Origin of the sequence: Polyangium mundeleinium (assembly GCF_028369105.1) — a bacterium.
GTDB lineage: Bacteria > Myxococcota_A > Polyangia > Polyangiales > Polyangiaceae > Polyangium > Polyangium mundeleinium.
In genome coordinates this window covers 8,903,998-8,928,902 of record NZ_JAQNDO010000001.1, presented here as the reverse complement: position 1 = coordinate 8,928,902, position 24,905 = coordinate 8,903,998, and the positions used below count along the sequence as shown (strand labels likewise).

Here is a 24,905-nt window from a genome sequence, read left to right as displayed (position 1 = left end):
GGTCTCCGCTACGATTGCGGCGATCTTCCGTGCAAAAGTCCACTCTCCTCCTCGTCCTGGGCATCGGCTCCTCGGTCGCCGCGGGGCTCGGGCTCGGCGCCTATCGGTACGGGCCACGTTCTCCGGTCGTCGAAGGCCTGTTCCTCGGCGAGCAACGCGTGCCCGACGAAGGCTCGCCCGCCTCGTGGCTCGCCCGCCGTCAGCTCGACGCGCTCGGCTGGGAGGCGCGGTTCCATCACGACGGCGAGATCGTGGAGACCACGCTCGGCGCGGTCGGCGTCGAGATCGACGTGCAGGCCTCGCTCGATCGCGCTGGCGAGGTGGGGCATGCGGGCTCGATCCTGCGTCGCATGAAGGAGGCGCGCCTCGCGCGAAACGGTGAGGTCTTCGTGCCGCTCGCCTTCTGGATCGACGAGGCGAAGGCGCGTCGTTTCCTCGAGTCGATCGCGCCGCGTTTCATCCTCGCGCCCGTCGACGCGGTGCTCGACCTCGAGAACAAGCGCAAGATCGAGGACGTCCCCGGCCGTGAGCTCGACATCGACGCCTCGCTCGCGGAGATGCGCGCGACGAGCTTCGAGGACGGCGTCGTGATCCGCCTCGTCACGCGCCGCGTGCCGGCGAAGGTGACCGCGCTCGATCTCGCGCAGGTCGACGTGACGAAGGTCGTCGCCTCGTTCGAGACCTCGTTCTCGCTCTTTGGCTCGGGCGCGGGGCGCGCGGTCAACATCCGCAACGCCGCGCGCAAGATCGACGGCGTCGTCTTGCCGCCGGGCGCCGGTTTTTCCTTCAACGATCGCGTCGGGGCTCGCACGCGGGAGAACGGTTTTACCCTCGCGCCCGAGATCCAGGGCGACGAGCTCACGGACGGCATCGGCGGCGGCACCTGCCAGCTCTCCTCGACGCTGCACGGCGCGGCCGTCTATGGCGCGCTCGAGGTCCTGCATCGGCAGGGGCATTCGCGCGCGTCGAGCTACACGAAGCTCGGCCTCGACGCGACCGTGAGTTTTCCCGTTGTCGACCTCAAGCTCAAGAACCCCTATCCGTTCCCGGTCATGATCCACGCCCATTTCCCGCAGCCGAACAAGGTGCGCGTGGAGATCCTCGGCGGCGAGCCGGTCGCGAAGGTCGAGTATGGCTACGGGGTCGGGCAGTCGTATGATTTCGTCCGTCGGATCACGGTGAAATCGCATCTGCCGCCCGGGAAACGTATTCATCGGCAGAAGGGCGTGCGCGGGTACGACGTCACCTCGACGCTCCGCATTTCGTACGTCGACGGTCGCGTCGAGGAGCGGCGCTGGTTCAGCGGTTATCGCCCTTCGCCCGAGGTCTACTGGGTCGCGCCCGGCTACGACGAGGCGAACCTGCCGCCGCTCCCCGAGCACGCGAAGGGCATCGAGGGGCGGCTCGCGGACGCCTCTACGGCGACGGCGTCGTTTCCGGTGTCGACGCCTGCGCAGGCTCCGGCGCCGTGACGGGCTCCTCGGGGTCCTTGCAGCAGCGGAAGCCAATCTCGTAATAACGAAACATCGGCCCGTGCGAGTCGTTCGTCCCGCGGCAATGGGCCCAGGGTTTGGCCCAAAAGCCACCTTTGAGCGACGAGCGGTATCGCCACTCTTTGCGTGACGTCCGCACCCACTCCTCCACGTTGCCCACGAGGTCCTTCACGCCGAAGCTCGACGCGCAGCGCGGGCGGGATCCGCTCGCCTCGCCCTGGTAGAGGCGCCACGTCTCGATCTCGCGCACGCGGCGCTCGTCGGCGTTCAGCTTCCCCTCGTCGTACGGGATGAAATCCTTCGAGGCATTGCAGGCGTTCGCGTCGAAGGTGTGGCCGTAGGGCCAGGGCGTGGTCTCGGGGCCCTCGCACGCGAGCTCCCATTCGAATTCGGTGCAGAGGCGCTTGCCCACCGAGGCGCATTTCTTTTCCGCCTCGACGAACCGCATCATCACCTCGGGCCGCTTGCCCTCGCGGTTCGGCCACTCGTGCTCGTCCATGCACACGTGCACCGGCGTGGCCACGGGCTCCTGGGCCAGCATGCCCGGGAGGAACGAATAGCAGTGTCCGAGGCGCCACGTCGTGCAGAGCCGCTGCACGTGCTCGTAATGGGTGCCCGAAACGAGCCGCGTGCCCGAAGGGCAAACGTCCGCCGGGGGCGTGACCTGCACCGCGGCAGGCGCGGCCTGCGGCGCGGCGAAGAGCTGGGCGAGGAGCGTCGGAAGGAGCACCGAGGCGGGGCATCCTAGCGCAGAAACCGCGCCCTCGGGCAGCGCAACGCGTGCGACGCGACGAACCCCCCCGGCGAAAGCGTGCCCGCCGTCCACGTTCTCGCCCGTCCCAGCCGTCCGGGGTACGATGCGGCCCATGCAACGGACGATGCTTGGCTTCCTGGGGATCATGACGCTCGCGCTCGTGGGGGCCGGGGCTTGCGGCGGCAAGGTGGTGATCGACGCGGATGGCACGGGCGGCGCGGGCGGCGTCGGTGCTGCGGGGAGCGGGAGTGCCGGGACGAACACGACGACGAGCTCGAGCGGGGCGGGGGGCGGCGATCTGCTGAGCCTCTGCCAGGCGGCGTGCGCGAGCTTCAGCGCGGTCCCGGGGTGCGTGGAGGATGACTGTGTCGCCGAATGCGTGGAGGAGTTCGAGGACGAGGCCGGTCCGTGCTGGAGCGAGGTCAACGCTTTGCTCGCGTGTGTCACCAAGAACGCGGGCCTGAACGGCGAGTGCTTCAGCTCGACCTGCTTCCCGTTCCTCGAGGCGGTCGAGGCGTGCGAGACCCCGAGCGCCGGCTGCTCCGGCGCGCTTTGCTCCCAGAGCTCGGAAGGGTCGTGCGAGTGCTCGGGCCAGTGCAACGGGGCCTCGGTGACCACGCAGTGTTTCCCGCAGCCGGGCACCACGCAGGTCTGCGTGTGCTCCGTCAACGGGATGGACGTCGGCAAGTGCGAGGCCAGCCTCGGCGTCTTCGCGTGCAGCGTCGACCAGGGCTGCTGCGCGCAGTTTTTCTAGAGCGCCGAACCGTTCGGCGCTCTGCGAGATCGCGAAGCAAGCTCGCCTCGCGTCCCCCTCGGGACCTAGAAGTCGAGGCCATCGATCCCGAGCGGGAGGATCGAGGGGTCGTCGAGCAGATCACGGCCCATGCGCAGCTCGTAGTGGCGCGCGCCGTTCGTGACGCGGGTGAGCAGGGCGAGGTGTTCGGTCTTTCCGGGCACGTCGTCGATCACGAGGCCGCCGCTCGACGCGATCAGGTGGCCGAGGGCCTCGGCCTTCGCGAGGGGGGCGAGCAGGGTCGGTTGATCCGGCTCGATGCGCGGGTAAAGCACGAGGGTCGGCGCAAGGCCGGTGGGCCGGGCTTGGCCCGGGAAGGCGCGCTTCGGGTCGACGTCGCGTTTGTCGCCGTGGCTCTTCGGGGCGCCTGCGAAGGGCGCGAGACGCGGGAAGGCCGAGAGCGCGGCCGGGCCGACGTGAAAGGGGCGCGGAAAGGCGCAGAGGCGCGGCTTCCCGAGGGGGCTGTCTTCGAGGAGGAGCGCGTCGTCGCCGAGGAAATCGTAGCCGGCGGACGCGAGCGTGATCGTGGTGGTCGTCTTGCCCGCGCCCGCGCCGCCGATGACGAGGACGGTCTCGCCATGCGTGCGGTGGACGAGGGCCGCGGCGTGGAGGTGAAAGAGGCCATGCGCGCGGAGGGCGAGCGAGAGCGCGATCTCGAGCGCGCCGCGGGCCGAGCCGGGCACGATCTCTTCGCCGGACAGGAAGGCCTCGATGCGCGAGGCTCCCTCGGGGACGAGGATACGGCTCTTGCGATCCCAGAGCAGGAAGGCCCGCGGCGCGCCCGTGGGCTCGCGGTAGGCCTGCACGATGCCGTGGAAAAACGAGGGGCGATATCCCTCGATGGCCGGATCCGCGTCGAGCGAAACGCTTCCGCGGTGGAGAAGGATCTCGATGCGGCCGCGGCCCTCCGCTTGGCCGATGCCTTCGTCGAGGCCGAGCTCGCGGACGAGATCGGGCGCGCCGCCCTCGGTGGTCCACGCGAGCGTCACGCCGTGCAGGGCCGCGGATTGCATCACGCGTCAGGCAGGTAGCACGAGGCCATCTTCGAGCATCTCGCGCAGCACGCTGTCGACGTCGCGCGCGGCGGTCTCCCGATCGACGCGGAAGAGCGAGGTGATCCGCGCGGCGATCACGCCTGGATCGGCGATCGACTCGGCGAGGGATTTCCACACGATCACGGCGGCCGCGTTCAGCGTGAAATAGAACTTCGTATCGAGGTGGAGCAGGACGCCGGTGCCGTCGTCGAGCTCGGTGAAGAGCACCTGGGGGTTCGGCCTGGGAAGGCGCGGCTCGGTCACGCGGCGGACTCCTTGGGGTAGGGGAGGTTGCTCGGCTCGTCCGAGCGTGAACGGGGGTAGGCGTACGTCACGACGAGGTCGGGGTCGAGCTCTTCGCCGTACGGCGCGCCGTCGAGCTCCACCCACGCGTGCCCCTCGATCTCCCCGGGCCGCGAGAGGCCCATGATGAACCGAGCGGCGTGTCCGGCGCGGCGGAGCAGCGAGAAACGCGCGAGCGAGCGGTAGAGGCACGTGTCGGGGACGAACGGCAGGTGATGGGTGATCACGTCCGCGCGCGCGAGCGCCTCGTCGATCACATCGAGCGGCGCGGGATCGATCGTGCCCCGCGAGAGCGCGTCGAGCAGCGCGGGCAGGCTCGACTGCGCGACCCGCAGGGGCAGCGACAGGCGCAGGCCGATCGCGGTCGCGGAGAGCCGGAGGTGCTGGGGCCAGGGTGAAGGCATTTCGCGCTCCCCCAGGCCGCCTAGCGCACGACGGGCAAGGTGACCTTCTTCGCCCACGCGCCGCGCCACCGCTCCCGCTGCGCCGACGGGCCGCCCGCGCCTTCGTCGGTCCAGTGGGGCTTGTCGAAGTGCTTCATGCACCAGTTGCAGGGGAAGTGGTCCCACGCGCCGAGCGGGCCCCGGGCCATGGCGGCGAGCTTCGCGGCCTGCGTCTCGTGGATGATGCCGAGCAGGCGGCCATGGGCTTCGAGCAGGCTCGTCGTGGCGAGGTCGGCGGCGACGTCGCGCGGGGGGCCCTCGCTCGGGACGCCCGCGTGCTGGCAGCAGAGGTTGAGCCGGCCCTCGACGTCGACGTGGAGCGACTCGCTTTTCATGGCCTCGCAGACGTGGAAGATCTGCTCGCGGTAGAACCCCTCGGGCATCGTCACGGGCATGGTGAGCGCGGCGGAGAGGCGCTCGATGCGGTGCTGCGCGTCTTGCCAGGCGTGGGGCGGCAGATACAGCGCCTCGTCGTGGTGCGTGCCGGTCGTCTGGAGCATGGAGAGCGACGCGCGCGCCGCGCCGAGCTGCGCGGCCATGAGGCCAAACGCCTCGATCTGATGCACGTTGCGCGCGTGGAGGACCATCTGGAGCGTGAACGGGAGGCCGTGCGCGGTGCAGAGGGTCACGGCCTTCATGACATCGCGAAAGCTCCCCTTGCCGCGGATGCCGTCGTGCGTGGTCTCGTCGGCGCCGTCGAGGCTCAGGTTGACGGCGGTGAGGCGCTCGCGCCGCGCGGGGCCGTCGCGCAGGAGCCCGAGGAGCTGCTCGAAACGCCTGCCGTTCGTGACGATGTGCCATGTGAAGTCGTGCTCCACGATCGCGTCGAGCACGCCTTCGAGCTCGGGGTGGAGCGTGGGCTCGCCGCCGGTGAGCGCGACTTGACGGGTGCGGTAGAGCCGCTTGGCCTCGGCGAGGACCTTCCGGATCGTGGCGAGCGAGAGATCCTTCGGTTTCTGGCCGGGATCACGCAGGCAATGCTGGCAGTCGAGCTGGCAGCGATCCGTGAGGTGGAAGGCGATCCAGTTGACGGCCATGGCGGGTGGGGGCTCCGGGGCGGGCGCGCGGGGAGGGAGACCGCTCAGCCCATGACGGTCATGCCCGTGGCCGGCGTCATCGGCGTGAAGAGCGTCGCGCGGGCCACGGAGCGCTTTTTCGTGAGGCGCGGCGGCTCGTAGGGCTTGCGCGAATCCTCGCCCGGCTCCCTCGCGTCGCCCTCGGTGCCTTCGAGCTTTGCGTTTCGGTCGTCGATGTCGGCCATGCGCGTCGTTCTCCTTCTGCCGCGCCGCGAAGGCGAGCGCCTCGAGGACACTCCGCGCAGCGTATCACCGGGGCGCAGAGGTCACAACGAGGGGCAGCCGTGGGTTCGTTGCGTAGGTGCGGCGTGGCATTCAGGCCGCGCCCGTGAGCGGGGCGAGCAGCGCGTGCGGATAGGGGCCCTCCTCGAAGAGCACGACCTCGTAGCCGGCCTCGAAGGCGACGCGCGGGATCTCGTCGGGCGCGAGGTACGAGAAGAATCCGCCCTCCGGGTAGAAGTGATCACCCGGCTCGCTGCGGCCCGGGGCGCCGATCGTGGTGAAGGCGCGGCGGAGCGCGTCGCGAAGGCGGCCCTTGGTCTCGGTCTTCGCCTCGCTGTCATGGCGGAGCTGGAAGCTCGTGAGCACGACGGCGCGCGGCGCGAGCGTGCGGACGGCACGAAGAAGGTCGAGCCGGCTGGAGGCGGGCAAGACGTGCGAGAGGCTGCCCCAGCCGAGGATCACGGCGTCGAAGGAGGGAGGATCGCCGAGCGAGGCGAGCGGGCCGCCGCGGCCCTGGGAGGCGGCGACGAGGTCGTCGTAGGCGCCGAGGCGGATGTCGGCGGGGCGGCCCTCGACGAGCGCGCGCGCGCTCTCGACGAAGGCGTCGCAGGGGTCGAAGGCCGTGACCGTGTAGCCACGTTCGAGCAGCGCGACGACTTCACGACCGGCGCCCGCCGCGCCGACGAGGACACGGCCCGCGCGGGGGAACGCGGGGGCGTCGAGGGCGCGTTTTTCCCAGGCGAAGAGGCCGCTTTCGAAGCGGTGGCCGCCGGGGAGGTAGGTCTTCTGGCGCGTGTAGAGCGCAGCGGTGAGGGCGGCGCGATCCGCTTCGGGGATCCAGGCGAGGAGCAGCTCGTCGCGCAGGCCTTCGCGGGCGGAGGCAAAGCGGTTCGCGAGGCGGTCGGCCGCGAGGAAGGCGCGGACCCAGGGGGGGATCCTGTACGTCACGGGGGGCATCGTAGCTGGTGGACGCGGAGGGGGAAGCGGGAGCGGCCGCCAGGGAGGATCATGAAGCGCTCGGCCCAGGGCGCTTCCTCGACAACGAATACGAGCGAACCCCCGAGAGGCTCATTTCGGGGCGCGGAGGAGCTGGTTCTTCTCGGCGTCGAACCAGACGACGTCTTTCTCGCCGACGGTGATGGCTGCCGCGTTGGCGTCGGCGACGACGATGGTCGGCGTGCCTCCGGAGGTCGCGACCTTGACGATCCCCGCGGAGGTCTGTGCATAGATGTCAGCTCCATCCACGGTGAAGAAGCCGAGCTTGTTGTCCTCCAGGACCAGGCTCGTGCCCGATCCATTGACCTTGGCGGCCAGAAGGTCGCCGGCCCCCGTCTGGACATAGAGCTGCTCTCCGTCCGTGCGAATGCGGGAGCCGAGGTTGAGGCCGAACTCGAGCGAGCCATAAAGCAGCGCCTCGTTTCCGCCGTCCACGAGCGGCGCGGTGTAGATCCCGATCTTGGTGTCCTGCTGGTTCGTCCGGACGTCGGCCCAGTAGGCTTTGTCTCCGACCACCACGACCTCACGGGGCGAGTCGAGCCCCGTCGCCGCGACCTTGGGCGTGCCGCCCGCGAGGGGGACCGCCATGAGCCGATCGTCTTGCCCCTGAAACCCGGTCGCGACGACCTCCGTATCGGTGACGAACAGGCCGTAGACCGAGAAATCGAGCAGCTTCGTGAAGGCGCCGCCCTGCACGGGGACGCGGCCGAGGACCCCGTTGACGAGGCCGCTGGCGTCGGTGCCGACATAGGCCACCCCGTCCTTCACGCTGAGCTTCACGCCATTGAGGTCCTTGTTCTCGAACGTATGGAGCGAGGTCGGGCAACCGCCGGCGAGCGGAACGCGGAACACGCCCTCGTAGGTCGCGTACACGACCCTGTCTCCGTCGAGGGCAATCGCAGGCAGCCCGTACCCGCCAGGCATGACGGCGTCGGCCAAGACCCCGTCCGCGGGCGTCGGGCACCCACCCCCACCTCCTTCACCTCCACTGCCACCTGCACCACCCCCGCCGCCACCCCCGCCGCCTCCGCTCCCTCCCGTCCCGGTGGAGCTCGATGCGGTCGCGTCCGTGGAGGAGGACGCGCCGCCGGCGCCTCCGCTAGAGCTGCAAGCAGCCGTGAGCAGCAGAGGGAGAACGAGGGACAGGCATCGCGAAAGGAAGCGCATGGCAAAGCTCCGTGTCGGGTGTCGAGCAAAGAGGGAGGCGAGGGGGTCGCCCAAGGAGGCCCGGATGCTAGGCGGGCCGCGCGCGATGCGTCAACGTGCGAACAAGAGGGAGCGGCGCGCTCAGCGCGGCACGAGCCAGGCGTCGAACGGCTCGTAGTATGAGCCGCCGGGGACCTGGCTGTCGGCGCGATAAAGGTCGAAATCCGCGGGGAGCATGGCGTGGTCGGGGCTCGAGAAGCCGCGGATCTCCCAGACCGAGTGCTTGTTCGGGGATTGGCCGAAATCGAAGGGATTCATGCCCGCCGCGAAGGAGACGTTCTCGAAGCGCAGCCAGTCACGGATGCAGTCGGGATCGTTCGGGTCCTCATCCTTGGCCGCGTCGGGGCAGGCCTCCTGGAAGGTGCGGCCGATGCCGACCGGGCGTGTCCCCGTGAAGGTCAAGTTCCGGAAGGTCGCCGGGATCGTCTGCACGAAGACGTAGGACAGAATGGTGATGCTCTCGAGCGTGACGTCGACCATGCGCGGGCGCTCGCTCATGGGAATGGCTTTGATCGCGATGCTGTCGAACCCGTTGTCGACGATCGTGACGTCGTCGAACTCGAACTGGTTGCCATAAGCGCCCCAGTGGATGCCGTACCCTGCGTTCGACCAGAACTCGTTGTTCGTGTACGGGGCCTGGAGGCGCTCGTCGTCGTTGTGCCACACCATCGCGCCGTGCGCGCCGCTGTTATGGGTCACGTTGCGGGTAAAGGTAAAATCCTCCGGGCGCCCCGACCCCCCCTCGACCCAGCCAAACCCGGCGACGTCCGACCCACCGCTGTCCCAGCCAATCCCGACGGCGACGCAGTCGCGGGCGCCCGAGCCCTCGCCGCCGCTGTGCTCGAACCCGGCCAGGCGATGATCGATGCGCAGGCAATCCCCTTCCTCGGAGCGCTTCGACGCGCCCACCTTCGCCGCGAGGACGTGATCGAAGACAATGCTGCGGGGCGCGTTCTCCGCCCGATCCTCGCAGCGCGTCCCGCAGCCGTTCGTGTCGTAGAACATCGCGAACCCGGCGCCATACGTGTCGTAGCCTGCGACGTCCGAGACCTCGATGCCGTGGGATTTCTCGATCACGACGAAGCTCCGTTGCCCGCCCCATATCGCGGCGTGGCGCACGAACGACGGGTCGGACGCTTCCTTCTGCGCGCCGAAATAAAGGGCCGCCCGGCGCGGGGGGCCGCCGCATGTCTCGGGCCCGAGCCACCGGAGCTCGACGCTGTCGAGCTGCGCGATCCCCTGCCCGAGGACCATGATGTGCGCGTGGTTCGTGTCGTCTGCCGACCGGAGGACGACGTTTCGGGTCAGGTTCGCGGCCTCTCCCCGCCGCATGCAATCGCTGCAGCCGTCGTGTGCGAAGCTCGGCGCGGCTTCGAGGGTGACCGTATTGCCCTCCACGGCCGCGATCTTCGCCTCGTCGAACTGGCTCACCCACGTCTCGCCCGCGCTGCGCGGCACCGTCGGCGTGAGCGTGACGCGATCCCCCACCTGCCACCCCGACGCGTCGTCGACGGTGAAGGTCAGGTCCGCCGGGCCCGCCCCGTCGGCGAGCCGTCCCCAGGCGCGTTTCTCCTGCCCCGCGGCCAGCAGGCGACCGCTCCCCGCCACCCAGAGCCCGATATCGCCTTTGACGATTTCAATCGGGGTCTCGACCGAGGTCCACCCCTCATCGCTCGCCTCGACGGACGGGGTGCCCTGGTAGTCCTCGTCTTTCATGCCGGTGAAGATGACCTCGGCGGTCACGCCGGCCGGGATCCGCCCCTCCGGTGTCCCGTAGTCCACGGTCCCCGCGACGACGAGGTTGCCGTGCATCGTGAGGGTCGACGAGACCTCGCGCGAGGCGGAGAGCGTCCCTCCGGCCTCGACGCGGAGCGTGCGCGCTTCGGCCGCGCAATCCACGACGACCACCCTTTTATCGGGGATGACGAGATCGGTCGTGGCGTCCGGTGTCACGCCCCCCCACACCTTCGGGTCACAGAAGGAGCACGCGCCCCCCTCACAGGCCGCCGCGATGCCCGGCGGATCCTCTTTGACGCCGGGGTCGCCGCCGCCTCCGCAGGAGACGAGGGCGAGCGGCAGGACGAGCAGCGTGGTGCGGAGCCCTGGCGAAGCAAGACGGCGTCCTCTCATGGCGAGTTCTCCTGGCAGGCGGTGAGGTCCGGCGCGATTTCGACCGGCGCGACGGCGCGCAGCCCCTGACGCTGCGCGGCCGAGAGCTCCCCGCAGACGCTCTGCCAGGCGTTTGCAAGGAGCGTGTGATGATTGGGCGAAAGCGAGCCGCCCTCGGCGAGGAACGCGGCCTCACGCAGGAAAAACCGGCGGAGGAGCGCCTCGCACGTCGCCGCGTCCACGTGGAGGAGGGGCACGGCGAGCAGGCGCACGGGCCCCTGCGCGGTGCCGAAGTCGTCCGCGAGGGCCCCGCGGGATTCTTCCCAGCTCCCGAGGAGGTGGAAGAAGGTCAGGGTGGACGGCCCTTGCCCGGCGTCCTCCGCGACCCGGAGGACGTCGCGCCAGTTGAGGGGCCGTTCGCCATTCGAAAACCCTCGCCCCGGATTGACCGCGATCTGCGCGACCCACCACGAGAGCGCCTGCGCCATGGCATGCGGCACCGCTTCGGCGATCCCGGCCTCGAAGAAGGCGAAGCCCACCTCGTAGGGGAAGGCCGGGCCGCCGTCGGGGAAGCCGTGGTCCGGGCCCTCGTAGCCGCCGTGCGCGCGCTGCCAGGCCCACAGCTTCACCGCGGCGTAGCGGAGAAGCTCGATTCGCCCTTGATGGTCCCCCTCCTCGATCAGGAGCTCCTTGCCGATCTGGATCGCCGCCGACTGGAAGGCGAGCGCGTCGGAGAGCGCCCCGGGATCGGCGAGCGCCGCCTCGGTGCTGGCGAGGAGCCCGCCGGCGCGCGTGAACCAGCCTGAATCGATCTTGCGCGGGAGCCAGCGCAGCCAGGTCGGCGCGGAGGCCGGGCTCGGGAGCTGCGAGGTATCGAGCGAGGCGAGCGTTTCCCAGGCGGGCTCGGCGGGGAGGCCGTCCGGGAAGAGGGCCGCGCCGAGCGCAGCGTCGTCGGCAAGGACCGCGTCATACCCGGCCCCCGCTTCGCCACGCATGCCGGGTCCGGGTTGAAACGGCGGATCATGGACCCGCCCCGCGGGAGCGACCGGCAAGGAGCGGATATAACTCGCAATGGCTGCCGCCTCCTCGGGGGAGAACAGGTGGTGCTCCGCGCGCGCCTCGATGCTGTGGTTCGAGAAGGCGAAGACGGCGAGATCCGCGCCGTCGTCGGCGTGGCAGCGGGCGCAGGTCGGGCCGCCGTCGCGCGAGATGGCCGTGAAATAGGCGCGCCCCTGCTCCACCGCCGCGGGATCGGTGAGGGGGGCGGTCCACGTGGCCGGGTCCTCCCACGGGAGATCGAGCTCGACCCGGCTCCCCGCGTCGTCGGGCGCGCGGATCAAAAGGCCGAGGACGCGGAAGCCCGAGACGTCGGGCACCTGGCGGGCATACCTGAAGGCAATCCGGTTTTCGCCCGTCTTCACCACGCCGGCGTCGAGCGGGATCGTGCCGCGTCCCGTCCCGCCGAAGGGGCGGCGGATCCCCAGGCCCGACGCGCCGAGGTCGATCGGCGCCCCGTCGTTCACCACAACCCACGCCGCCTCCCCTGCCACGACGTTGTCCGCCACCACCTCGAGCGAAAGGGCCGGGCGCGCCGCCAGCCAGGCCGGCACCTCGAGCGTGACCGTGACCTCGGTCCCCGGCGGGCCGAGGATCTCGACCGGGAATGCACGCGCTCCGGCCACGGGCTCACCTCCGCCCGAGGGCTCGCCGCACCCGGCGCTCGCCATTGCGAGCCCTCCGAGCAGCGCGGTGCGCATGCGGATCCTGGCGCCCCAATGCATTGAGGTAGCTAAGACGCGGTCCGACAGGGAGTCAATCGTCAACCATCGGCGAAGTGCGCGAAATGCTCGGGTTGGTGCAACAAAACTTCAATCCGCCGAGAATTCGGCTCCTCCGGGTGGTAAATACCGCCGCTCGCGGAAGCGGGGGCGGTTCCGCCGCGCCATCACGTATCTCTTCCATCGCCGGTCGGCGTGACGCACGCATTTCGCTGCCGTTGCGACGGTGTCGTGGATTCGAGGACGCGTCCCGGACCGGTGAGGTGCTCCAAAACGGAGCGTTGGGTGCTCCAAAATGGAGCGGGGAGGCCCCAAAGGCAGGTCCGGGCGCTCGGGCTCGGTCCTGGGGAGGCCCCAAAGGCAGGTCCGGGCGCTCGGGAGGGTCTTTGGGGAAGCCCCAACGTGAGGTCCCGGCGGTCGGGAGGGTCTTTGGGGAGCCCCCAAAGCGAACCTCCCGGTGTGCCACCGGAATCAGGGGGGCCCCTCGTCGTCACACCGTGGGCGTGGCCCCTCCGTCGATGCGAAAGGTCGTGCCCGTCATGAAGTCCGTCCGCGGACTCGCGAGGAAACACACGGCCGCAGCGATATCGGCCGGCATGCCGAGGCGATCCACCGTCTGATGAACCGCGTTCTTCAACACCCACGCACGCCCTTCGGCGGGATCCGTCAATCCCTGCTTGGCGGCGATCTCGCGGAACCACCCATCGAGGGCGGGCGTGTAAATGAGGCCGGGCATGATGCCGTTCGACGTCACGCCCGTGCCGGCCAGGGCCTTCGACAAACTCAGCGTGAAGTTGTTGAGCGCCGCCTTCGATGCGCCGTAAGCGCCGAGCTGCGCGTGCGGGGAGATCGCATTGCGCGACGAGATCTGGATGACGCGGCCCCACCGACGCTCCCGCATGCCCGGTACGAACGCCTGCACGAGCCGCACGGCGGGAAGCGTGTTGCTCTTGTAGTCGTCGAGCCATTCTTCGAGCGGCGCGTCGAACCACGAGGCGTGGGCGACGTTCGTCGCGCCGCCCGCATTGTTGACGAGGATGTCGATGCCGCCCAAGGCGCGCGCGGCGGCGTCGATGACGCTGCCGAGACCCTCGGCGGTCGATAGGTCCCCGATGGCAACGACCGCGCGTCCTCCCGCCGTGGTGATCTCGTCCGCGACGACCCGCGCGCGTTCGGCATTGCGGCCGTGCACGACGACCTCGACGCCCTCGCGCGCCAAGAATCGCGCCACCTCCGCGCCAATGCCCGAGCTCGACCCGGTGACGAGCGCGCGCTTGTCTTTCAGGTGCAGATCCATGGTGTCCTCCCTTTGCGGTCTTTCAAGGGTGGTGCAGCTTCAGCAGCTCTCGGCCCACGTCGGTGTCGGCGAAGTCGGGGAGGCCGTCGGCGTCGGTGCTCGTGCTGAGGGCCCGGTGGGCCTCGTCGCTGGCACCCATCTCGTGCAGCGTCAGCTTGGCGAGCGCGTACGCGTCGCTCCCCAGGAGCAGGCGTCGCGGTTGCTTCTCCATCGACGTAAGCGCGAGCAGGGCCTTCGCGGCTTTTTCGGGCACGCCGCGCGAAGTACCGGGGTTGCCCCGGAAACGCTTGTTCGTCGCGCCCACGGAGGCTTCGTAATCGGGCGAAGACGCGTACACCTTCATCGAGCTGCCCCCCCAGTCGGTGCCGAAGCCGCCCGGCTCGACGATGGTGACCTGAATGCCGAGGTGCGCGACTTCGTTGAGGACGACCTCGCTGAAGCCCGCGACGGCGAACTTCGCCGCCTGGTACGCGGAGAGGCCCGGCGTGCCCCCGCGCCGTCCGCCAATGGAGCTTACCTGCAGGATGCGCCCGCTGCGTTGCGCGCGCATGACGGGCAGCACGGCGCGCGTGACGTGCACGACGCCATAGAAGTTGGTGTCGATCTGCGCGCGGAAATCGTCGAGCGGGATGTCTTCGGCCGAATCGATGTTGGCGTAGCCCGCATTGTTGACGAGCACGTCGATGCGGCCGAAGGCGTCGACCGCTTGCTGGACCGCGCGCACCGCCTGCTCGGGCTGGGTGACGTCGAGCGCGACCGCCTTCACGCGGTCGCCGTATTGGTTCACGAGCTCATCCAGATCGGCGGGCTTGCGCGCGGTGGCGACGACACGGTGCCCGGCGGCGAGCACGGCAAGAGCGAGGGCGCGGCCGAGGCCCCGCGAGCTTCCAGTGATGAACCAGACCTGCGATGGTTTCTCTGTCATGCACGAAGCATCGTGCCCAGAGCGCCCGTCTTCAAATCCGATCGCGCCACAATTACATCGAATCACGCCAACGGTGCGGGGTGGTCCCCTCCCAGGCGCGGAACGCCCGCGTGAAGGAATTGACCTCGTCGAAGCCGAGCAGGAACGCGATCTCGTTGACGTCGACGTCGTCCGTGCGCAGGAGGCGCAGCGCGGTGTGATGCCGAACGTCGTCGAGCACGTGCTGATAGCTGACCCCGAGCTCGCCCAGTCGCCGCTGGAGTGTGCGCGTGCTGAGGGAGAGCTCGCGCGCCACCTTCGCGAGGCTCGGCCGCTCGCCCGACATGCGGCGCGCGACGACCGCACGGACCTGCTCGACGAACGAGCCCTGTTCGAGAGGCGCGAGCTTCTGGTCGAGGCTGGGGAGGAGCACCTGCAAAAGGTCGGCGTTGTGCGTGACGAACGGCGTCGCGAGGAGGCGCTCTTCGAGGACGAGCGTGTCGCGCTCCGAGCGGAACCGCAGCGGGCAGCCGAAGAAGCGCATCAGCATCGGCTCGTCGCTACGCGCACGCGTGAGCTCGACGCGCTTCGGCGCAAGCGCGAGCCCGCTGCCTCGTTGCAAGAGCACGAGGAGCGAGGCGAGCGATGCATCGACCAGACGCGGGGGCATAGGGCCGGGCGCGTGCAGGTAGGTCGTGTGAATCGCCACCTCCTTCCCCTTCGTGTCGATGACCATGTCCTTCAGCCCGCAAAGCCGTTTGTAGCGGGCGAGCTTGGTCAAGGCGGTGCCGAGGTCGGGAGAGTGCAGCGCCGCGAGCGACGAGATGTCGTACTCGTGCACCTGCGTCTCCGTCGCCAAGCGAAGGCCGACGTCGTGGGGGGACGACGCGCCGAGCGCTTCCCAGAAGGTGAAAAACTGCTCGGTGCTCAGCTCTTCGCTGGACGGCACGCGCGCTGCGGCCGTCGCATGGGCCACGTTCGCCCCGACACGCGCGAGGCGAGCGCGCACCGCGGACGGGAGGTGGACGAGGTCACGGTTCATCACGAGGAAGATAGCGAATCGAGAGGCCACGACCCATCCGATCGCGCCGATCGTGCCCGAGGAGCCGGGCGAACGATGGGGGCCATTGCGAGGACACGTGCGGGGGGCGGGTGTGGGGGCGGGAGCGGGAGCAGGAGCGGGGCAGGGGCGGGGCGCCCGGGATTTGTTCTCGGCTGCGCTGTTCTTTCCGAACGGGTGCGAGATGGTCGCGGCCGTCCTCTGATGGCCGCGACCATCTCGCACGGGCGCGATTGAATTTGCGCTCCCGCGCGTAAGCGCCGCTCCCGCTCCCGCCCACGCCCTCGGTCCGTTTTTTTTCTGCGCACCTACGCTGATTTCCCGTAGAGTGGCAACGTGTCCGGGGAAGGAATGCGCGTTCCACCGAGCAAACGATGGGAGCCCTTTGGCACGCACCTGCACAGGTTCGAGTCGCCCGACCTGTACATCGTCCGCATCCGGGGGAACGTGCTGGACGACGACATGCGCACGCAGATCGCAGCGCTCCGAGCGCTCGCCGAGCGCACCGGGGGCGGCATCTTTTGGATCGCGGACGTGACGGAGATGGGCTCCCTCACGCCGCAGGCGCGGCGCGCGGCGGCGGCGAATGAATTCGCAGATGTGCGGAATGTGCTGCGCGGCTCGGCGGTCGTCGGCGCCTCGTTCACGACGCGGGTCGTGGCGACCCTGTTGATACGCGCCGTTCGCTCCCTGGAGCCGCACAAGATTCGCCCCGTGGCGTTCGTCGAGACGGAAGCCGAGGCGCGCGCGTTTCTGGAGGAATACCGCAGGCACAGGGCCGGCGTCTCCGCCGCGCCGTAGGCGATTCACGCGGCCATGGGAGCGCGTAAACCCGCGAACGTGATCGACGAGATCACGGATAGAGCGGGCCGAGCAACCAGTGGGCGGGAGAGTCGGGCGATTCGTCGAAATAATAACCGCGAATGGCCTCGACCAGCTCGCTGGCGGTGATGAAGCCGTCGTTGTCCTTGTCGATGCGGTGGAACGCCTCGCGCACCACGGGCTCGGGCACGTGCATCAACGAGCCCATCCAGCGGATCTGCTCGGAGGCGGTGAGCTTGCCGTCGCCATCCTGATCGGCGACAGCCATGACCGCGTTGATGTAGGGGACGTAGCCCGCATCGAACGATTCGGCGGTCTCGAGCAGGCCCGCCGCGAACGCAGCCTTGTACTCGGCCAAGCTGATGCGCCCGTCCGTGTCGAGGTCCGCGACCTTCCGCAGGTGCTCCCACAAGCCCAAGCTGATCTCGACGAGCTTTTGCCGGGCAGGAGATTCGGGCCCGTGCCCGAACTCTTCGGCCATACGCACGGCCGAGATATCGAAATCGCGTCGCTCCAGGTAGCCATTTTGGTTGGTGTCGTGCGCGCGAAAGCGTCGAGCCAGCCGGCGCTCCAGAAAATCGTTCATTTGGGACATGCCGTAGCCCGTACCATGGGGGTGAATCAGGTGTCAACGGATGCAGGAAGGTGGCGCTCGCTGGCGACGTGGGAAAACAGCTTTTTTGAATCGCTTTTCGAGGAGCTTTGCGGCGGCATCTCCGGCGAGCCCGCCGCCGGACGTCCTCTCCTCCTGGACCGCGACCGCTTGCCAGGCCGTCCCCCCCGCCCGAGCTTTGTCGCGGGTGAGGTCACTACGTGGCGACGGGTCGCCCTCGACCCTTCGCCACGACTGCATAATTGCTGCCGTAACGTGAGCTTTGGGCGGACCACGAGCCGCCGGGAGGAGACGGAAGCACCGTGGAATTCGTGCGCACTTCCGTCCAGACCGATGTAGGATGCACGTTGGGAGACCTAGCTGATGATCGAGCGCGCGACCCTGGGCGGCTTGGAATTCGAATACGATACCGAGCAGAAGACGATACGCATGGGGGGCAACCCCGCCATTTTCATCTGGACCGAGAGCACCCTGGCAGGGCTGCTCTCGGGGCAGCACCGCATGGTGGGCACCGAGCGGATCCGGCTCTCGCTCCACGGCGGCGGGCGCGACGGCGTCGAGCAAGATTGGGTGTACATCTGCCAGTATCCCACGTTCGAACAGGGCTTCGCCGAGCTCATCAAGGTGGCCGCGGCCGCAGGCTGGGGCCGCTGGGAGCTCGTCTCGCTCGATCCCAAGGCCAAGGAGGCGCGCGTGCGTTCCTGGAACCACTGGGAGGCCACCTGCCAGAATGCGCTCGGGGTGAGCTGGGGTTCGAGTTACCTCGGCGGCAAGTTCGCGGGAATCTTCCAGCGGTTCTTCAAGGTCTCCCAATGCTGGGCCGAGCAGGTCACGTTCGCGACGAAGGGGGATGCATACGACGAATTCGTCATCCGGCCCTCGGACGCGAGCCTGGAGGACCGTGTCGAGCGCCTGCTCGGCAGCGACGAGGCGACGAAGGCCGACCTGGCCGTGGCCCTCGAACGGGTGCGCAAGGAGGTCGAGGAGCGCGCCGCGACCGAAAAAGAGCTGCGGGACAAGCTCGACCTCATCGCGCGCCAGGAGGAGGCCATTCGCGCCCTGTCCACGCCGATCATCGAGGTATGGGACGGCGTGATCACCCTGCCGTTGATGGGCGTCGTCGATAGCCAGCGCGCGGCCGAGACCATGACGCGCTTGCTCGACGCGATCGTGCAGAAGAACGCGCGTCACGCAATCATCGATTTGACGGGCGTGGACGTGATCGACACGTCCACCGCCGATCACATCCTGCGGCTCGTCCGCGCCGCCGAGCTGCTCGGGGCGCACTGCGTGATCACGGGCATCCGCCCCGCCGTCGCCCAGACGATGGTGTCGATTGGCATCGATCTGTCGAAGCTCGTGACGCTCGCCAGCCTGCGCGACGGCCTCTTGCGTTGCATGGGCCCCACGCGCAAGGGTGGCTGAGAGGGCATTTCGTCACCGCACCACGAGCCGATCCGAAACCCGCGCCGCCGCATACCGCGCGAGCCCTCGCGCCCACGCGCCGAGATCATCCCGCAGCGGCGTTTGTCCGAGCACCCACGGCACGCCGAGCTCAGCCTTCCTGCGCGCGATCGGAAACGCGCCCACATCGTAGAACGGCACGAGCGCCGCGCGCCGCAGCCTCCCCGGCTCGAACGCCCGCAAAAGCTCCGCATCCACGCTCGCGGCCCCGAGCGCGCGCAACGTCGACAGCATCACGAACATCACCGTCCCGAGCCGGAACGCCCGTGCCCTCTCCACGAGCACCTGCCCGTCGATTCCGCCGCGCAAGAGCAGCTCCAGATCGAGCCACGCAGCCTCGTGCCGAAACTCGTGCCCCGCGGCATGCAGCGCCACGAGCAGCGCATGATCCTCCACGGACGGCACGAGCAATCCCGGCAGCCCCGGGGCCACGCTCGCGCGCGCTTCCACGGCCTCCACGTCGATCGGCCGCGGGACGATCTTGTCCAGCGTCCCGTGCACCTCCACGAGCAAACGCATCTCCCCGGCGCGCGCGACGAGCTGCGTCTCCCCCAGCATCTCGCGGCTCTTGGGACGAAAGCGATGTTCGTGCAGCTCGAGCCCCGCCGCCGCGAGCACCTCGATCACCGCCCGCTCCCGCCGCGGCGGCACGAGCAGGTCCACGTCGCACATCGGCCGCGCGGCAGGCGAGGGGTACACCGTGAGCGCGAGCGCCGCGCCTTTCACGAGCATGGCGCGCTCCCCTCGCGCGACGAGCGCACGCGAGATCTGCCCGAGCACGTGCGCCCGCAGCATCGCCTCGGCGTGGGCCTGCGGCGTCGGCGCGGGCATCACGGCGCGTGGATCACGCAGCAGGTCGAGGCGCGGCGTCGAAGGCGGCGTCATGGGGAGAGCCGGAGCACGTGGTTGGCAAAGCCGAGCACGGCGGGATCGTGGATCGCGGCGATGACACGGCGGCGTTCGGCGAGACGGCGAAGCAGCCCGGCGAGCTCGGCGACGCTCGTCGCATCGAGGTGGGCCTCGGGCTCGTCGAGCACCACGAGGTCCGCCTCGCGCACGAGCGCCCGCGCGAGCATCACGCGCCGCGCCTGCCCGCGCGAGAGCGAGCCGAGGCGTATCGCCAGCGCCGCCGCATCGGAGCCTGCGCGCGTCCGGAGCGAGGTCCATAGGCCCACCTCGTCGAGCGCAGAGGCGAGGCGTTCGTCGGGCGCATCCGCGTCGAACGCGCGAAGGGACGCGGCGATCGTCGCGTCGGGGGGTTCGAACGGTTCTTGCGAGACGAACGCGACCCGATCGCCGAACCGCGCGTTTCCCGGCCCCGGAGGCTCCGCGCCGTCGACGAGGACACGCCCTTCGTCCGGACGAACGAGCCCGAGCAGGAGGTAGAGCAGCGTGGTTTTCCCCGCGCCATTCGAGCCGAGCACGGCGAGGCTCTCGCCGGCCGGGAGCACGAGCGAGACGTTCCGGAGCGCGTGGGTCTTCGACGCGCCATCTGCACCTTGCCGCGGCGGATACGCGTATCCGACGCCGTCGAGCCGGATCTCCGCGCGGGGATCGAGCGTACGAGCGGACGCATCCCTCGGCGCAGCAAGGCCCTCCGCCGCGCCCTTCGCGAGCATGTCCCCGAGCGACGCGAGCTCGCCCCGCGCGTGGACGAAGTTCCCGAGGCCCGCGATCGTCATCTGCAACGTCGGGATCGCGGCGAGCACGAGGAGGAGTGATCGGTGCACGTCGCGCCCCTCGCCGGCGTCGAACGCCTTCACGCCGAAGAGCTCCGCCGCGCCGAGCGCCGCCGCGATCGTCGCGAGCAGCGCGCCCCAGCCCGCGATCGCGCTCGTGGCGCGAGCACGGAGCTCCGAGGAGGACCACGCCGACACCTCGGCCCGGAGCTCCGCGGCGAAGGCCCGCGCGCGTCCGTGTGCGACGAGCTCGGCCGCGCCGGCAAACCCCGCGGTCGCCCGCGCGAGCAGCACGCGCGACCGCTCGAACACCACGTCCCACGCAGCCTCGACGTGCGACGCACCGAGCATCGTGACGAGCCCGCCCGTCAGGCCCGCGGCGACGAGCGGCGCGAGCGCCGACGCCCCGAGCGCCGAGACGAGCAGCGCGGTCACGGCGGGCACGGCGATCGCGCCGGCGAACAGGATGGCCACGCCCTCCACGGCCCAGCTCACGAGCACGGGCAGCGCCGTGGAGAGCCGCGCGGACATGACCGCGGCCGGCGGCATCGCCACGACCGCGCCGCGTTCGAGGGGCGCGACGAAGAGGTCGACGACGCGGAGGCGCACCTCCCGCGCGAGGGCGTCGGCAGCCCGCGCGCGGACGAAGCTCAAGGCGGCCGCGGCCGCGAGCAGGACGAGCGCGTCGCGGGGGCCTCGGTCGCCGAGCCAAAGGGCCGCGAGCGGCAGGGCCACGCGTTGCGCGCACGCGGCGGCCGCCACGACCACGAGGCTCGGCCCGCCCCCGCGCAGCAGCACGCGCGCGGGGGCGAGGGAGGTTCGCGGGGAGATCGGGGCCTGCTGGGACACGTGCGGCGAGGACGTTTGCGGGCGAGCTCAGCCATGAACTTCACCCGCGGGCGTCTCGGCTTGATAGCATCGGCACAGCCGCCGCGGGGATGCCGGGGCGAGCCTTCCCGTGAGCACCCCGATGTCGACCTTCCCCTCCGCTCCCCGCTCGTCTCGGTTCCGTGGCCACGCGCGGACGCTGTCGTTCGTCTCGGCCCTCGCGTTCGCGGGCCTCTCCTTCGCGGCGTGCAGCCGCACCGGCATCGGCACGCCCCCGGAGGAGTCGATCTCGGGGCCGGGCGGCGCGGGCGGTCAAGGCGGCGTGGGCGGCGGGAGCTCCACGTCGAGCACCGGCGGCGGCGGGCAGGGCGGCGTGGGCGGCGCGCTCCCGTGTGTCGTGGCCCAGGACTGCACCGACGCGGATCCCTGCACGACGGACACCTGCGTGGACGGCGTTTGTCAGAACGGCCCGCGCGACGACGACGCGGATGGGTTTCCTCCGCTCGCGTGTGGCGGCGCGGACTGCAACGATCTGAACCCGAAGGTCTTTCCGGGCAGCCCCGAGATCTGCACCGACGCGGCGGACAACGACTGCAACGGCGTGGCCGACTGCTCGGATCCCGCCTGCCAGCTCGCGCCCACCTGCGGCTGCGTGCCGAAGCCGGGCGGCGAAGCTTGCGCGAACGGCGAGGACGACGACTGCGACACCATCGTCGACTGCTTCGACAGCGATTGCGTAGGCACGCCGGCGTGCGGCTGCAAGCCGAGCGAGGCGCTCGATTGCGACAATGGGTTCGACGACGATTGCGACGGCAGCATCGACTGCAACGACCCCGACTGCTTCGGCTCCACGGCCTGCTCCTGCCAGGCGAAGGCCGAGGTCTGCAGCAACGGGACCGACGAGGACTGCGATCTCCTGGTCGACTGCGCCGATCCCGATTGTTTCGGCATCTTCCCGTGCGCCTGCCAGCCGCCGGGCACGCCGGAGGTCTGCACGGGCGGGCTCGACGAGGATTGCGACAAGCTCATCGATTGCGCCGATCCGAGCTGCCTCGTCGCGCCGGCCTGCCAGAACTGCACGGCCGAGGTCTGCAACGACGGCAAGGACAACAACTGCGACAACAAGATCGACTGCGCCGACCCGGCGTGTTTCTTCGCGCCGAACTGCGCGCCCAAGCCCGAGGTTTGCAACAACGGGCTCGACGACGACAACGACACGCTCGTCGATTGCCAGGATCCCGACTGCGCGAACAACCCGATCTGCATCCTCCAGCAGGCGAACTGCCTGTCGCCGAAGCTCATCCCCGGCACGGGCCAGTACACGGGCGACACCACGGGCAACGTGAGCGAGACGAAGGGCTTTTGCGGCGGTGACGCCGGCGAGGCGGTCTTTTATTTCGTGCTGAACCAGCCCTCGCGCGTCCACCTCGACTCCATCGGGACGAGCTTCGACTCGACGCTCTACGTGCGCACGGGCAAGTGCAACTCCGGCAAGGAGATCGGCTGCGACGACGACAGCGCGGGCGTCAGCTGGTCGGCGCGGCTCGACTTCACGCTGCTCTATCCGGGCACGTATTACGTGTTCCTCGACGGGTACACCGTCGATCCGGAGCAAGGCGCGAACGAGGGGCCCTTCGTGCTCAACGTCGAGATCGAGCCGAACCCGAAGGAGAAGTGCGACGACGGCAAGGACAACGACGGCGACGTCTATGTCGACTGCGCCGATCCGGATTGCGCGAGCTTCGGCGCCTGCGCGACCTGCCTCAATGGCGGCCCGGGCAAGCCCGAGTTCGGCACGTCGGCCTGCAAGAACGGCCTCGACGACGACTGCGACGGCGCCGCCGACTGCGCCGACGAGGACTGCAGCGCGAGCGATTATTACGTCACCGAGTGCTGCGACGGCCTCGACGAGAACGGGAACCAGATCCCCGACGACTTCAACTGCCGCTGCGCCTCCAACGCCGACTGCTCGGGCGGGCAGATCTGCTACACCCACACCGCGTTCGCCTGCGGCATCCCCTGCACGCAGTACTTCGGCGACGTCTGCCCGTTCGTCGCGGCAGGTTCGTATTGTAATCCCGCGACGAACCAATGCGAGTTCTGAGCCGGGCCCGCCCGGGCGCCGGCGCGCAGCTCGCATCGGCGTGACCCGATGACGTGATGTTCCTGCTCGCTCGGCTGCCCGCGGGCGCGGCTCGTGATACCTTTGTCCGCGGAGGATCGGGGGGGCGAGGAGACCGGGGGCGGATGACCCTTCGTATCGTCTACGTGCCCATCGCTTGCAGCATGCCGCTTCTTTATGCGGCAGCGCGCGGCTTTTTCGAGCAGAAGGGGCTCTCCGTCGAGCTCCGCCGGGCCCCGAGCTGGGACGCCGTGCGGCGGCTGCTCACCCACGACAAGGTCGACGCGGCGCACGTGCTCGCGCCCCTCGCCCTCGCCACCGGCCTCGGGATCGACGGCCGCGCCGCCCCCATCCGCGTGCGCGCCCTGCAGAACCAGAACGGCAGCACGCTCGTCGTGGCCAAGACCCACGGCCGGATCGCCGCGCCGCGCGAGCTCGCCGGAAAGGTCCTCGGCGTGCCGCATCGCTTCTCGATGCAGTATTACCTGCTCTGCGACTGGCTCGCGCGTGGAGGCGTGAATCCGCTCCAGGACGTGACGATCCGCGAGGTGCCGCCCCCGCGCATGCCGCGCTGGCTCGCGCTCGGGCGCATCGACGGCGCGATGTTCCCCGAGCCGTTCGCGCAGCACGTCGTGGATCGAGGCGGCGGCGTGGACTGCATGCAGAGCCGCGAGGTTTGGCAGGGCCATCCCTGCTGTACGCTCTCGTTCGGGCCGAGGCTCTGGCGCGAGAGGCCCGAGCGCGCCGGCGCGCTGCTCGAAGCCGTCGTCGAGGCCCAGGCCGAGCTCGAACGGATGGATCCCGAAGGCCGCCGCGCCGCCGCGGGCCTCGTCGTCGCCCGAGGTTATTTGCCCGTGGAGGTGTGCGGCGCCCTGGAAAAAGGCCTCGCCGGCGATCCCATGAGCCCGGGCGACCCCCTCGGCCCCGAGCGCCTCGGCTTCGCGCCCACGCCGTTCGTCGAATACGGCGTGTGGATCCTCGCGCAAATGCAGCGCTGGGGGCAGCTCGCGGGGGACGTGGAGCACCTCGCCGCCGCGCGCGAGATCTTCGAAGCCGAGCCGGCGCGCGAGCTCGCAGCGCGCCTCGGCATGAACGACGCCGCCCCGCGCCTCGACGACGTGCGCGGGTTCTCCTTCGACGATCCGCTCGGCGCGGTGCGCGCCGCGCCGTTCTGCGCCCATCGCGCCGAGCGCCCTCCGTCGCCGCCGTGCAGCCTCCCCGCGCCTGCCGTCGATCGCATCCAGCGGATCCTCGACCGGCTCGCCGACATGGCGTGGGGCGCGCCCGATCTCGGGGGTTCGACCTTCGAGGACGACGAACTCGGCGAGCTCGAGCGCGCGCTCGACGAGTCCATCCGGGCCCGCGCGTTCGCCGAGGAGGCGCTCGTCGAGCACATGGAGCTCGAGGAGGCGCACACGCGGCAAGAGGCGCGGATCGAGGCGCAACACGCGCTCATCCGCGAGCTCGGCGCGCCCCTCGCGCCCGTGCTCCCGGGCGTCTTGCTCCTGCCGCTCGTGGGGCGCATCGATCGAGCGCGCGCGGCGGACATCGAGGAGCGCGCGCTCCGCGCAGCCTGGGAACGATCGGCGCGCCGCGTGATCGTGGACGTGACCGGCGCGCGCCTGATCGACGACGAAGCCCTCGCGCTCGTCCTGCGCCTCTCGCGCGCGCTCCGCCTGGTCGGGGCCGAGTGCTTGCTCGTCGGGGTTTCGCCGGAGGCCGCGCGGGCGCTCGCGACGAGCCACGATCCGGCCGCCTTGCCGCGCTGCGTGCGGGATCTCTCGGCGGCCCTCGGGGCGCCGAAGGACGCAATTCCCCGGTGATTTCGCGCAGGAACGAGCCCATCTCGTTCCGGAATTCCCCGACGGAGGATCAGGATCTTCACGGGTTTCGCGGCTCGGCCCAAGCG

22 protein-coding genes are annotated in these 24,905 nt (G+C 70.0%); 6 read left to right on the top strand and 16 right to left on the bottom strand.

What is annotated here, in order from left to right; all coding sequences use genetic code 11:
• Positions 1-29 precede the first annotated feature (29 nt).
• On the top strand, positions 30-1,472 hold the full coding sequence (locus POL67_RS35330; RefSeq protein ID WP_271925032.1) for a VanW family protein: 1,443 nt from the start codon (positions 30-32) through the stop codon (positions 1,470-1,472).
• On the opposite strand, the gene POL67_RS35325 is transcribed toward POL67_RS35330, so the two are convergent.
• Positions 1,417-2,223, bottom strand: a complete 807-nt coding sequence (locus POL67_RS35325; RefSeq protein WP_271925031.1) for a formylglycine-generating enzyme family protein — start codon at positions 2,221-2,223, stop codon at positions 1,417-1,419. The two genes, POL67_RS35330 and POL67_RS35325, sit on opposite strands and share 56 nt — an antisense overlap.
• Positions 2,224-2,359: 136 nt before the next feature.
• Between POL67_RS35325 and POL67_RS35320 the strand changes: the two genes are divergently transcribed.
• A complete protein-coding gene (locus tag POL67_RS35320; RefSeq protein ID WP_271925030.1) occupies positions 2,360-3,001 on the top strand; it encodes a hypothetical protein in 642 nt (213 codons plus the stop codon).
• 65 nt (positions 3,002-3,066) lie between these two features.
• Here POL67_RS35320 and POL67_RS35315 read toward each other — a convergent pair whose 3' ends face one another.
• From POL67_RS35315 to POL67_RS35260, 12 genes are all read right to left on the bottom strand, one after another.
• The gene (locus POL67_RS35315; protein ID WP_271925029.1) at positions 3,067-4,056 is read right to left on the bottom strand and encodes a hypothetical protein; all 990 of its coding nucleotides are present in this window, start codon (positions 4,054-4,056) and stop codon (positions 3,067-3,069) included.
• A 3-nt stretch (positions 4,057-4,059) separates the two neighbouring features.
• Positions 4,060-4,338, bottom strand: a complete 279-nt coding sequence (locus POL67_RS35310; protein WP_271925028.1) for a PqqD family protein — start codon at positions 4,336-4,338, stop codon at positions 4,060-4,062.
• Positions 4,335-4,781, bottom strand: coding sequence for a lasso peptide biosynthesis B2 protein (locus tag POL67_RS35305; RefSeq protein ID WP_271925027.1), 447 nt, complete (start codon positions 4,779-4,781; stop codon positions 4,335-4,337). Before POL67_RS35305 ends, POL67_RS35310 begins: the two co-directional genes overlap by 4 nt.
• Before the next feature lie 20 nt (positions 4,782-4,801).
• The gene (locus tag POL67_RS35300; RefSeq protein ID WP_271925026.1) at positions 4,802-5,857 is read right to left on the bottom strand and encodes a radical SAM protein; all 1,056 of its coding nucleotides are present in this window, start codon (positions 5,855-5,857) and stop codon (positions 4,802-4,804) included.
• 44 nt (positions 5,858-5,901) lie between these two features.
• A complete protein-coding gene (locus POL67_RS35295; protein ID WP_271925025.1) occupies positions 5,902-6,081 on the bottom strand; it encodes a hypothetical protein in 180 nt (59 codons plus the stop codon).
• Positions 6,082-6,211: 130 nt separating this feature from the next.
• Positions 6,212-7,066, bottom strand: coding sequence for a class I SAM-dependent methyltransferase (locus POL67_RS35290; RefSeq protein ID WP_271925024.1), 855 nt, complete (start codon positions 7,064-7,066; stop codon positions 6,212-6,214).
• Positions 7,067-7,186: 120 nt separating this feature from the next.
• Positions 7,187-8,038, bottom strand: coding sequence for a hypothetical protein (locus tag POL67_RS35285; RefSeq protein ID WP_271925023.1), 852 nt, complete (start codon positions 8,036-8,038; stop codon positions 7,187-7,189).
• Positions 8,039-8,401: 363 nt separating this feature from the next.
• Positions 8,402-10,450, bottom strand: coding sequence for a right-handed parallel beta-helix repeat-containing protein (locus POL67_RS35280; RefSeq protein WP_271925022.1), 2,049 nt, complete (start codon positions 10,448-10,450; stop codon positions 8,402-8,404).
• On the bottom strand, positions 10,447-12,186 hold the full coding sequence (locus POL67_RS35275) for a cytochrome c (protein ID WP_271925021.1): 1,740 nt from the start codon (positions 12,184-12,186) through the stop codon (positions 10,447-10,449). Before POL67_RS35275 ends, POL67_RS35280 begins: the two co-directional genes overlap by 4 nt.
• A 511-nt stretch (positions 12,187-12,697) precedes the next feature.
• A complete protein-coding gene (locus tag POL67_RS35270; RefSeq protein ID WP_271925020.1) occupies positions 12,698-13,504 on the bottom strand; it encodes an SDR family NAD(P)-dependent oxidoreductase in 807 nt (268 codons plus the stop codon).
• Between the two features lie 22 nt (positions 13,505-13,526).
• Positions 13,527-14,429: an SDR family NAD(P)-dependent oxidoreductase gene (locus POL67_RS35265; RefSeq protein ID WP_271925019.1), complete on the bottom strand. Its 903-nt coding sequence runs from the start codon at positions 14,427-14,429 to the stop codon at positions 13,527-13,529.
• A gap of 52 nt (positions 14,430-14,481) precedes the next feature.
• Positions 14,482-15,480: an AraC family transcriptional regulator gene (locus POL67_RS35260; RefSeq protein WP_271925018.1), complete on the bottom strand. Its 999-nt coding sequence runs from the start codon at positions 15,478-15,480 to the stop codon at positions 14,482-14,484.
• A gap of 324 nt (positions 15,481-15,804) precedes the next feature.
• Here POL67_RS35260 and POL67_RS35255 point away from each other — a divergent pair, with 324 nt between their 5' ends.
• Positions 15,805-16,269: an STAS/SEC14 domain-containing protein gene (locus POL67_RS35255; RefSeq protein WP_271925017.1), complete on the top strand. Its 465-nt coding sequence runs from the start codon at positions 15,805-15,807 to the stop codon at positions 16,267-16,269.
• Positions 16,270-16,321: 52 nt separating this feature from the next.
• Here POL67_RS35255 and POL67_RS35250 read toward each other — a convergent pair whose 3' ends face one another.
• Positions 16,322-16,885, bottom strand: a complete 564-nt coding sequence (locus tag POL67_RS35250; protein ID WP_271925016.1) for an EF-hand domain-containing protein — start codon at positions 16,883-16,885, stop codon at positions 16,322-16,324.
• 381 nt (positions 16,886-17,266) lie between these two features.
• Between POL67_RS35250 and POL67_RS35245 the strand changes: the two genes are divergently transcribed.
• Positions 17,267-18,328, top strand: a complete 1,062-nt coding sequence (locus POL67_RS35245; RefSeq protein ID WP_271925015.1) for an STAS domain-containing protein — start codon at positions 17,267-17,269, stop codon at positions 18,326-18,328.
• A gap of 12 nt (positions 18,329-18,340) precedes the next feature.
• Here the strand turns inward: POL67_RS35245 and POL67_RS35240 are convergent, their stop codons facing one another.
• Together POL67_RS35240 and POL67_RS53820 are read right to left on the bottom strand one after the other, a co-directional pair.
• Entirely contained in the window at positions 18,341-19,252 is a 912-nt protein-coding gene (locus tag POL67_RS35240; protein WP_271925014.1) for a nucleotidyltransferase family protein, read from the bottom strand.
• A complete protein-coding gene (locus POL67_RS53820; RefSeq protein WP_271925013.1) occupies positions 19,249-20,895 on the bottom strand; it encodes an ATP-binding cassette domain-containing protein in 1,647 nt (548 codons plus the stop codon). Before POL67_RS53820 ends, POL67_RS35240 begins: the two co-directional genes overlap by 4 nt.
• A 109-nt stretch (positions 20,896-21,004) precedes the next feature.
• Here POL67_RS53820 and POL67_RS35230 point away from each other — a divergent pair, with 109 nt between their 5' ends.
• Together POL67_RS35230 and POL67_RS35225 are read left to right on the top strand one after the other, a co-directional pair.
• Positions 21,005-22,978: a MopE-related protein gene (locus POL67_RS35230; protein WP_271925012.1), complete on the top strand. Its 1,974-nt coding sequence runs from the start codon at positions 21,005-21,007 to the stop codon at positions 22,976-22,978.
• Positions 22,979-23,121: 143 nt separating this feature from the next.
• Positions 23,122-24,819, top strand: a complete 1,698-nt coding sequence (locus tag POL67_RS35225; protein ID WP_271925011.1) for an ABC transporter substrate-binding protein — start codon at positions 23,122-23,124, stop codon at positions 24,817-24,819.
• Positions 24,820-24,905 lie beyond the last annotated feature (86 nt).